Raw genomic sequence first — 9,501 nt, forward strand, 5'->3', positions numbered from 1 at the left:
CGGTGGTCCTAGCGCGCCGTCGGGTCCGCGAGCCAGGCGGCGAGCGCCTCGGGCGGGAGCGCCAGCCTGGCATCGTCGAGGCGATCGGCGCCGAAGCGCTCGAACCGTTCAGCCAACAGGGAGTGCTCCATCTCGGTCAGCGGTCGGCCCAGCTTCTTCTCGAACTGGCTCGCCAGCACCCGGAGCTGCCCCTCCTTGCGCCCCTCCTGAAGGCCCTCCTTGCGCCCCTCCTGGAGGCCCTCCTTGCGCCCCTCCTGAAGGCCCTCCTTGCGCGCCTCGTCGCGTAGCGACTGCTTGAGCTGCTCGAACCATTGCTGAACTTCCGTCACGATCTCCTCCTCTTCCGCGTCTTCTGCGGTGCGCGCCGAGGGCTCTGCCGGGGTCTCGAAGCGCAATCGTAACAGCCAGGGCAGGGCGATGCCCCTCTCCCAGGCGTCGTCGGGCAGGGCGACGAGCTCACGGATGGCATCCCGGAGCACGGTGCGGGCGCCGAGCAGGCGCAGCAGCAGGGTGTCTCGGGTGCGCGGCAGCTCGGCGATGACAACGAGGTCGATCCGCCATCCCGGCGCGGCCCGGTAGAGGCCGGGGCGCCCGGGCACCGGGTCGAAGCCGAACGCGTCGAGCACGGTGGTGGGCCGGCCGCTGCTGAGGACGCACAGCCGCGGGAAGGGCACGGCGCCGCCGGCGCGGCGCTCGAGCTCATGGTGCCAGTGGAGCTGCTTGCGGACGCAGCCGCGCAGCTCGGCCGGACCGGGGGTGTCGTGGAAGGGCTCGAACTGGCAGGGCTCTGCCGCGAGCTCGCCGAGCAGGCCGAGCTCTGCGCGCAACGGGGCGCGGGCGGGATCGGGCACGTACCATATGTCCATGGTCTGGGATGTTGCGATGACCTCGACCTGAGTGTCGGCGCCGCCGACGAGACCGAGGGTCTCGCGCAGGACGCTCTTGCCTAGAGCGGTTTTCAGCTGGGTCTGGTACAAAAGCTGCTGCTCGGGCTCACTGATTCCCTATGCTGCAGGGCATCCCCGCTGGCGGAGCGCGAGAGCGCTCGCCGGGCGGCGCCATCCTCCGGGTTGCGCCGGCACGCGAGGGAGGTGGGCGACGCGGTGGACGGATGTAGCCGGCGTGCTGAAACCAACCTTTGGCGTCGCGATCAGTTACCAGACCGATGGCTCGGCCCATGGCTCGGTATACCTGCGGAACCGAGCGCGGGGCGGCGGCGCGGGTGAGCTCCTTGACTTTGCTGCCGCAGCCTTCCACCGGCGACAGGTCAGGCGAATAAGGCGGCAAAATCCAGAACTTTGCCCCGCGCTCCTCGACGGCAGCGCGAGCACCGGGAGCACGGTGTGCACCCAGCCCGTCGACAACGATCACATCGCCGGGCTGCACTCGAGGAGCGATCCGGTCGCGGATGTACGCCTCGAAGATGGCGCCGTTCATGGACCCCTCGAAGGCCATCGGTTCTACAGCGCCGCCGAGATTCAGCCCGACGATGAGCGTGATCTTCGGGTCGGTGTTACACGGCACCCTGCCGTGCGCCCGACGCCCGCGACGCGCACGACCGTACCGCCGCGCCATCCCGCGATGCAGACCGAACTCGTCGAAGAAGGTGATGTGGCGTGCGCCTACTCTTCGTGCTCGCCGCCGGAACTGAGCGCGGCGCTTGCGGACGGCGGGCCGATACTGCTCGCTCGCTCGAAGCGTTTTTTTTTCTCGTGATGCCCAGCCGCTGCAGCGCCCGATGCATCGTCGGGATGCTGACACGCACCTCCTGCCGCTGCTCGAACTGCTCAGCCAACTCGGCCAGCGTCCGGTCGTTCTTTTCCTCGACCAGCTTGCGCACCTCATCCAGCCCCGCCCGGTCGATCTTCGGCCCCACTCCACCACCGTGCGGCAAGGGCGCAAGGCTGCCTGTCGCGCGCACCTGGGTGAGGTAATTCTGCACAGTGTTCGGCGCGACCGAGAAACGCTCCGCTATTTCCCGAATGCTCCCCTCGCCGTTGACGTAGGCATCGACGATTCGCCGGCGCAGATCGAGACTGTACGGGCTCATGGGGCAGACCTTGGGCAGGTCCTGTGCCACGATCCGGTGCGGTCGAGCTCGGGCTGTAGCAGACTCGACTGAAAGCCGCTCTAAGGCGTCGAATTTGCTGCGCATCGATGTGGTGACGAGAATGGGATTCATCGGACGCGCCAGCAAGCCAATTTTCGCGCGAGGCGTGCTGTTTTTGCGAAATGATGGAGAGCGACATCGCGCATGGGGAGGAGAAGAATATGGCCATTACATGCGCCACATCGATGCGTTCAGAAATCGTGTCTTCAGCGCTGTACCGCCACCGCGTTGGGGGGCGCGAATCGATGGATAGGAGAGTGGTCGTTCGTCGCGCGGAGGTTCGGGGTGTGCGTGAGCGCACCGCCGGAGAGCGTGAAGGACGCGGCGGTCGAAGACGTGGGCCTTGAAGCTGGGGATCGGGCTCCCGCGCACGCAGCGCGCTGGCCCGTGTCACGGACGAGCACGGCAGCTCGCCTTTACCTCTGGGCTGCATCGACGTCGGCGCTCGGCGGGCCCCGAACGCCTGAATAGCCGGAAAATTTCACCAACATTGCATGCACGGGAGCAGATCCCTGGGCCACCTGGGCGGGAGCAGCTTCTCCCTCTTCAGCGACATCGCCCCTGGCCTCGATGCCGCGGAGCGCCCGGAGGGCCTGGGAGCGGCCTGCCGGTGCGGGGAAGGAGAAGATGCGACAGCAGCCCGCGCGCGCTCGGCCTTCGTCGCGTCGCCGCGCCCGTGGCATGATGAGGCGAGATGCCGGCCGCTGTAAGGAGCGCGACATGGGGCCCGGCCTCTGCTAGACCGCGGGGGCCCGAACGGAAGGACGCTGGGACGCGGAAGGCTCGATCGCATGCTGTCGCTTGAAGCGGGGAGCGTCGTCGGTGGGAAGTATCGCCTGGAGCGGCCGCTGGCGGGCGGCGCCATGGGCTTTCTCTGGGTGGCCCGGCACCTCCAGCTGGACGTCGAGGTCGCGCTCAAGTTCATGATGCCGCAGCACGTCGACTCCCCCGTCGCGCGCGCGCGGTTCGAGCGGGAGGCGAAGGCCTCGGCCCAGCTCCGGACCCCCAACGTGGTCCACGTCTACGACTACGGCCTCGAGGGCGACACGCCCTACCTCGCGATGGAGCTGCTCGAGGGAGAGGACCTCGCGGCGTACCTCGCGCGCCACGGGCGCCTCGAGCCGGAGGAGCTGCTCGGCATCGTGAGCCAGGTGTCCAAGGCGCTCCGCCGCGCGCACGAGGTGGGGCTCATCCACCGCGACCTCAAGCCGGCGAACATCTTCCTCGCGCGGCAGGGCGAGGAGATCGTCAAGATCCTCGACTTCGGGGTCGCCAAGGCGATCGGCACCGGGCTGGCCGCCGACGCGACGAAGACCGGCACGCTCATCGGCTCGCCGCACTACATGAGCCCCGAGCAGGTGCGCCGGAGCAAGACGATCGACTTCCGCAGCGATCTCTGGTCGCTCGGCGTGATCATCTTCCAGTGCCTCACGGGCCAGCTGCCCTTCCCCGGCGAAGAGCTCGGCGACGTGCTCGTGGAGATCTGCACGGGCGACATCCCGGTCGCCTCGCAGCTCGCGCCGAATCTCTGGCCCGAGCTGGACCGCTTCCTGGAGCGCGCGCTCAAGCGCGAGCCCGCGGAGCGGTTCCAGAGCGCGAGCGAGCTCGCCCGCGCGTTCGCCGCGGCGGTGCAGCGCACGGCGGTCCCGGACTCGCGCGACTCGCTGGACTCGACCGAGGCGCTGGCTCACGGCGTCGCGCCGGCTCTCGGCAGCGCGCCAGCTCACGGCGTCGCGCCGGCTCACGGCGTCGCGCCAGCTCACGGCATCGCCCTGGCTCTCGGCATCCCGCCGGCTCACGGCGTCGCGCACGCTCACGGCGTCGCGCCGGCCGGGGGTGGCACCGTGGCCCTGGACGACGCGGTGACCGCCGGCGGCACGCTGGCGGCGGGCGGGACGGTCGTCGAGGACCGCACGCGTGTCCCGGGTGGCGTGGTGGGCGCGAGCGACACGCTGGCCGCTGGCGGCACGCTCACCGCCAGCGGCACGCTCGAGGCCGTGGGAGGCGCGCTGCCCCCGCCCGTGGATCGTCGCGCCCCGTCGCGGGCGGTGCTCGCCGTGGCTGCCAGCGTGCTCGTGGTCGGCCTGGGGATCGCCGCCGTCGTCCTGCTTCGCTCGCCTGCTCCCGAGGTCACCGCTGCCCCGGCGGCGACGTCTCCGCCGGACGCTCCGGCGTCCGCTGCACCGCCGACACGGGTGGAGGAGGCGCCTGCCCTGCCTCCCCCAAGCGCGAGCGCCGTCCCCGCCACGCCGGCTTCGTCGGCCCCGACCAGCGCGGCCTCCGCCTCGGCGCCCCCCCCGTCGGCCGCCCCCCCACCTGGCGCCGCAAAGGCCACGCCAAGGCCTGCGCGCCCGCAGGCGCCTCCCCCGGCCAGGCGGCCCTCTCAGGGGGCGCCCTCCAGCAAGGGCGCTTCCGAGAAGGATCCGACCTTCGGCTTCTAGTATCCCGTCGCTGAAGAGCGCGGACTGAGACCGTCGATGAACTTGACCGTCTCGTCGAGCGGCGCCCGGCCCGTACGGGTGTAACCGACCGTGGGGTCCTCGTAGCCGATCGACATGCCGCAGAAGAGGATGAGCCCGTCCGGGGGTGACAGGACCTGCGCGACGGTCTTGCGAACCTGCGACCACGCCATCTGCGGGCAACTGTGCAGCGCTTCGGCGCGCAGCAGCAGCATGACGGTCTGCAGATACATCCCTGTGTCGGCCCACTGGGCCGGGCCCAGGTCACGGTCGATGTAGCAGAACAGGGCGGCGGGCGCGCCGAAACAGTCCCAGTTGGCGATCGCGGCCCTCTGCCGCGCCTCCCAGTCCTCGCGAGCAATGCCGAGCGAGGCGTAGCGCTCCCTGCCGAAGGCGGATCGGCGCTCTCTGTACGGGGACTTCATTCCCGGCGGGTACATTTCGTACTCCCGCTCGTCCCAGGGGTCGCCTGCAGCCACGCGCTCAACGGCGAGCCTCTTGAGCTCAGCCAGCGGCGCGCCGGTCACCACGTACGTGTTCCACGGCTGGAGGTTCGACCCGGAGGGCGACCAAGCCGCTGCGGATAACACGCGCTCCAGCACCTCCCTCGAGACGGGCTGGTCGGTGAATCCGCGCACCGCCCGCCGGCTCCTGACTGCCTCATAGACGTCCATGACCGCCTGCCTCTCCAGATCTTCTCATTGAAATCACAATCCTATTCGACGACCTGGCCAGGGTCGAATCGCCGCGTGGCGGAGCGAGACCGACTCGGGTGGACCGCGCTCATCGCCTCCACGGACGTCGCCGCTCCTGTCGTCAGGCACCTCGCGCCCGCGCGCGAGGACGAGGACTTCGGGCACGGCGACCTCCCACGCCACGGACGCCGTCGACCAGGCCTGGGCGCCGCTCGCCCGGTGGCTCCTCCACCACGGAAGCCCCGCGGGGAGCGCGCCGGATCCTCTGAACCGGCGCGCTCCGGGCTGCACGACGAGCGAGCTACCCCGGGCTCGACACGCCCGGTGATGGTTGGGGGCGGCGCTTCAGCCCCTCGAAACTCCAGCCCTTCGGAGGCCCGCCCCGCCACCACGCCAGCAGCCGGCCCTCCGTTCGCCACCTCCGGGCTGTTCGGTCCGAGCACGGCCGACGTGCTGCGCGCGCCCTATGCGGACGAGGCGGAGGCGGCGCTCTCTACGGCATGGCGAGCAACAGGTTCGCGGGCGCGTGGGCAACGATCGCCGTGGTCGGGGTTGTGGCATGCGCTTCCGGCGGCTGCGGGTGGCTCATCGGCGCGGACTGGTCCAGCTACGTACCAGGCGGAGGGTCGGGCGGAGCGGCCGGCAGCGCCGGCAGCAGCGATGGTTCCGGGACTGGGGCGGGGGGAACCGGCGGTTCGGCGCACGGCAACGGCGGCGCCGGCGGAGGTGGAGGCCGTGGGGGCGCTGGGGGCGCTGGGGGCGCTGGGGGGCGACCCGGAGTGCTTTGCCAGCGATGCGAAGTGCTCGGAGAACACGCCGCGGCGATGTGTCGATGGGCGGTGGGAGTACGGCGACCCATGCGTCAGGCAGACCTGCGTCGAGGGGGAGTGCATCGGGGAGTGCGGTCCGGACGACGTGCGCTGCGCGGACAATCAGCCGCAGCGATGCGATGGGCGCGGAGCGTTGAAAGATGCGGAGCCGTGTCGCGCGGCAGCGCCCGTGTGCGACGCAGGAAAATGCGTCCCACCAAGCTGTGTCGGACTGGTTGAGGCGTGCGGGCCGAGTGGCAACGAAAGCTGCTGCGCGACGGCGGAAGCGGTGCCCGGGGGCACGTTCAACCGGAGCAACGACGCAGCGTATCCGGCGACGGTGAGCAGGTTCGCGCTGGATCGGTTCGAGGTGACGGTAGGGCGGTTCCGGAAGTTCGTGGAGGCGTATCCCGGGAGCAAGCCTGCGGAAGGAGCGGGGGCGCATCCGCTAATCGATGGGAGCGGTTGGAATGCGGAGTGGGCTCTCCCAGAAAACGCGGCGGATTTGAGGCAGGCCGCGAAATGCAGTGGGGCCTACCAGACATGGACGGACGAGGCCGGCGCGAACGAGCACCTTCCGATGCACTGCCTGGACTGGTACGTCGCGTTCGCGTTCTGCGCGTGGGACGGGGGGAGGCTGGCGACGGAGGCGGAGTGGAACTACGCGGCAGCGGGCGGAGACGAGCAGCGGGAATATCCGTGGGGCTCCGGGATCGACGGCGATCGCGCCGTCTACAACTGCACCGGGGCTGGGAGCGTCGCGGGGCGTTGCGAGCTACGCGACATCCTGCCGGTCGGGTCGAAGCCGCGCGGAGACGGGCGGTGGGGGCACTCGGATCTGGCCGGGAATATGTCGGAGTGGGTTTTGGACTGGTACGCAGACTACCCAGTCAGCTGCAACGATTGCGCCATCACGTCTACTGCTTCTCCTGCTTCGAGCCGGGTGATCCGGGGCGGGAGCTGGAACAGCAGTGCGTCAGACTTGCACTATTCCCGCCGCTACGACTATGACCCGTCGGTCCGCGCCAACAACATCGGAACCCGGTGCGCGAGGACACCGTAGCGACGAGTCGACGCGACCCCTCCGATCTGTCCTGCTGACCCGGGCCAGGCGGGCCTCGCCGCGCTCGGCGACGGGCTCGACGCTCACCCGTGGCGAGGCTTGCCCCCCTTGCGTTGGGAGCCCCCGGGCTCCCGCTCAAAGGTTCGCGGTCGTCAGCCAGTGGGGGTTCTTCGTCGTGCCGTCGAAGCGCTCCGTGGTCTTGAACTGCTCGTGTTCTCCTCTGGCCCCGAGCTCGGCTGTGCGCGCCAGGATCGCCGCGACGTGCTCGCCGCCGAGCGGCTGGAACGTGTAAGCCGCCTTGAGCGCCTGCTTGAGGACACCCAGGCTGTCGCAGCCGGTGATGACCACCGACGTCGGCAAGCTCATGGGGTAGTGCAGGCAGGTACTCGGCGAGACAACGCCCGCCTTCGCGATCTCCCCGCCGGCGAACGGCTTCATCCCCAGCACGCCGATGCCCTGCTGTGTCAGCACCGGGAGCACCGCCTTCTCGAAGCTCCGGTAATGGGGATCCAGGACGTTGAGGGGCATCTGCACGGTGTCGAGGGGGACGCCCTGCCGCTCGGCCATCTTCAGCATGGCGAGGTGGATGTCCGGGTCCTTGTGCCCCGTGAAGCCGATGAACCGGATCTTGCCGGCCTTCTTCGCGGCCACGAGCGCCTCCATCGCGCCGCCGGACCCGTAGATCTGCTCGGGATCGCTCCTCCGGATGATCTCGTGCATCTGCACGAGATCGATGACGTCGGTGCGCAGCCGCCGGAGCGACTGCTCGAGCTGCGCCTCGGCCGTCGCCCGGGTGCGGCCGTCGAGCTTGGTCATCAGGAAGACCTTGCCGCGGTATCCGTCCTGGAGCGCCTTGCCCATGCGCTCCTCGCTCTTGCCGTCGTGGTAATCCCAGCAGTTGTCGAGGAAGGTGACCCCGTGATCGATCGCGAAGCGAACGAGCCGGATGCTCTCCTGCTCGTCGCCGGGGACCGCCATGTGGTAGCCGCCGAGGCCGAGGAGGCTGACCTTCACGCCGGTCCGCCCGAGAGCCCTCGTCGGCATCACGCCGCCCGCCGGCAGCGCGACGTCCTCTTCCTCTGGCGCCCCGGAGGAAGGCCCCTCGGGAGGCTCCGGAGCGCCCGCGCCCGGGGATGTAGCGTTTTGCCGCAGCTGCGCGCTCCCCGCACACGCGCCGAGCGCGAGGCTGGCGCCCGCAGCGTGGAGGAAGGTCCGCCGAGAAGGTCGCTTCGTCATGACAGGGCAATGCTCCTTTTCAGGGCGAAGCTCGATTGCAGGGGACATGCCATGCGAACACAGGCACGAGCGCGGCGCCAGCGCCCGCCCCCCAACAGTCACCAACGCGGTCGTGAACGTGGTCGTGGTCGTGGTCGTGATCGTCAACGGCTCGGTCGTAAACGTGAACGTTCCGCGGAACTAAACGGAGGTAGCGACAATCGGCCAAGATACCGGAGGAACGTTCACGTCTACGATCTTGCCGTCGACGACCACGACCACGTTCACGTTCACGACCCCGTTCACGGTAGTGACCGCTTGGGGGTGAAGGAGCTCATGGCCGTCCGAGACGAGACGGCGTGGCTGTCGGTGCCGGAGACCAGCATCGCGCGGGTCGGCGCGCACAGCGATCCGGAGCGGTGCCCGGTGAGGATGCGGCCTTCGGCGGCGAGCGTATCGAGGTTCGGTGTGGTGATCTCGCCGCCGAACGCGCCGAGGTCCGAGAAGCCGAGATCGTCGGCCACGATCGTGACGATGTTGGGCAGCTCGACGATCGTGCCGCCGCCGCCCGAGCCCGCTGCACCGCCGCCGCCCGAGCCCGTCGCGCCAGCTTCACCCGAGTTGCCACCGCCGCCGGCACCGCCCGTGGCGCTGCCGGCGCCGCCCGAACCGCCCGACCCGCCGCTCGCGCTGCCCGTCTGAGCGGCGCTGCCGCCGCTGCCCGAGTCGTCATCGCCTCCGCAGCCGATCGGGCCGAGCAGCGTGGCGAGCAACCAGGGCCCGATCGCGAGCGCCGAGCCAATCCATCGATGGCGTTCGAAGAACCGCTTCATACCTGTCTCCTTGGAAGTGCCGGAAGCGCCGCATGCCGGAGTCGAACGTCGTCGTGAGCGAGGTTCCGCCGTCATCCAGGAGGGACACCTCGGTTCGCGCACCGGCAAAAGCTCGGCCGGGCGCGCCACGAGAAAGGGCGGGCTCTGACGGTGATGAGCCGCGTGGCTCGGCCGTCACGACGAACGACGGCGCCGCACGTCACCGGGGACGCGGAGGCGCTGCGTCGCTGTTCTCCTCGCCGCAGCGCGCGCCGCGGCGCATGCGGCTAACTACAGCAAGAACGACAAGTGCTCGTCCGGCAGCACGCCCCCGAGCG

General features: G+C 70.0%; 8 protein-coding genes. 2 read left to right on the forward strand and 6 right to left on the reverse strand.

The window, feature by feature from the left end; translation table 11 throughout:
- Positions 1–8: 8 nt before the first annotated feature.
- The 3 genes from WMF22_RS42205 to WMF22_RS42215 all read right to left on the reverse strand — a co-directional run bounded on the left by WMF22_RS42205 (position 9) and on the right by WMF22_RS42215 (position 2,182).
- A complete protein-coding gene (locus WMF22_RS42205) occupies positions 9–866 on the reverse strand; it encodes a hypothetical protein (RefSeq protein WP_438033404.1) in 858 nt (285 codons plus the stop codon).
- A 127-nt stretch (positions 867–993) separates the two neighbouring features.
- Complete coding sequence (locus WMF22_RS42210; protein ID WP_437294640.1) at positions 994–1,575, reverse strand: transposase; 582 nt, start codon at positions 1,573–1,575, stop codon at positions 994–996.
- Positions 1,514–2,182: an IS630 transposase-related protein gene (locus tag WMF22_RS42215; protein ID WP_438033405.1), complete on the reverse strand. Its 669-nt coding sequence runs from the start codon at positions 2,180–2,182 to the stop codon at positions 1,514–1,516. The genes WMF22_RS42210 and WMF22_RS42215 overlap by 62 nt, the downstream gene beginning before the upstream one ends.
- A gap of 719 nt (positions 2,183–2,901) precedes the next feature.
- Between WMF22_RS42215 and WMF22_RS42220 the strand changes: the two genes are divergently transcribed.
- The gene (locus WMF22_RS42220; protein WP_437295584.1) at positions 2,902–4,551 is read left to right on the forward strand and encodes a serine/threonine-protein kinase; all 1,650 of its coding nucleotides are present in this window, start codon (positions 2,902–2,904) and stop codon (positions 4,549–4,551) included.
- Here WMF22_RS42220 and WMF22_RS42225 read toward each other — a convergent pair.
- On the reverse strand, positions 4,548–5,243 hold the full coding sequence (locus WMF22_RS42225) for a nitroreductase family protein (protein WP_437295585.1): 696 nt from the start codon (positions 5,241–5,243) through the stop codon (positions 4,548–4,550). The two genes, WMF22_RS42220 and WMF22_RS42225, sit on opposite strands and share 4 nt — an antisense overlap.
- Before the next feature lie 681 nt (positions 5,244–5,924).
- Between WMF22_RS42225 and WMF22_RS42230 the strand changes: the two genes are divergently transcribed.
- Positions 5,925–7,136, forward strand: coding sequence for a formylglycine-generating enzyme family protein (locus WMF22_RS42230; RefSeq protein WP_438033406.1), 1,212 nt, complete (start codon positions 5,925–5,927; stop codon positions 7,134–7,136).
- Between the two features lie 135 nt (positions 7,137–7,271).
- Here WMF22_RS42230 and WMF22_RS42235 read toward each other — a convergent pair whose 3' ends face one another.
- Positions 7,272–8,372: an aldo/keto reductase gene (locus tag WMF22_RS42235; protein ID WP_438033407.1), complete on the reverse strand. Its 1,101-nt coding sequence runs from the start codon at positions 8,370–8,372 to the stop codon at positions 7,272–7,274.
- A 281-nt stretch (positions 8,373–8,653) separates the two neighbouring features.
- A complete protein-coding gene (locus WMF22_RS42240; RefSeq protein WP_437295588.1) occupies positions 8,654–9,184 on the reverse strand; it encodes a sulfatase-like hydrolase/transferase in 531 nt (176 codons plus the stop codon).
- Between the last annotated feature and the right edge of the window lie 317 nt (positions 9,185–9,501).

It is taken from the genome of Sorangium sp. So ce204, from assembly GCF_051526795.1.
Taxonomy (GTDB): domain Bacteria; phylum Myxococcota_A; class Polyangia; order Polyangiales; family Polyangiaceae; genus Sorangium; species Sorangium cellulosum_B.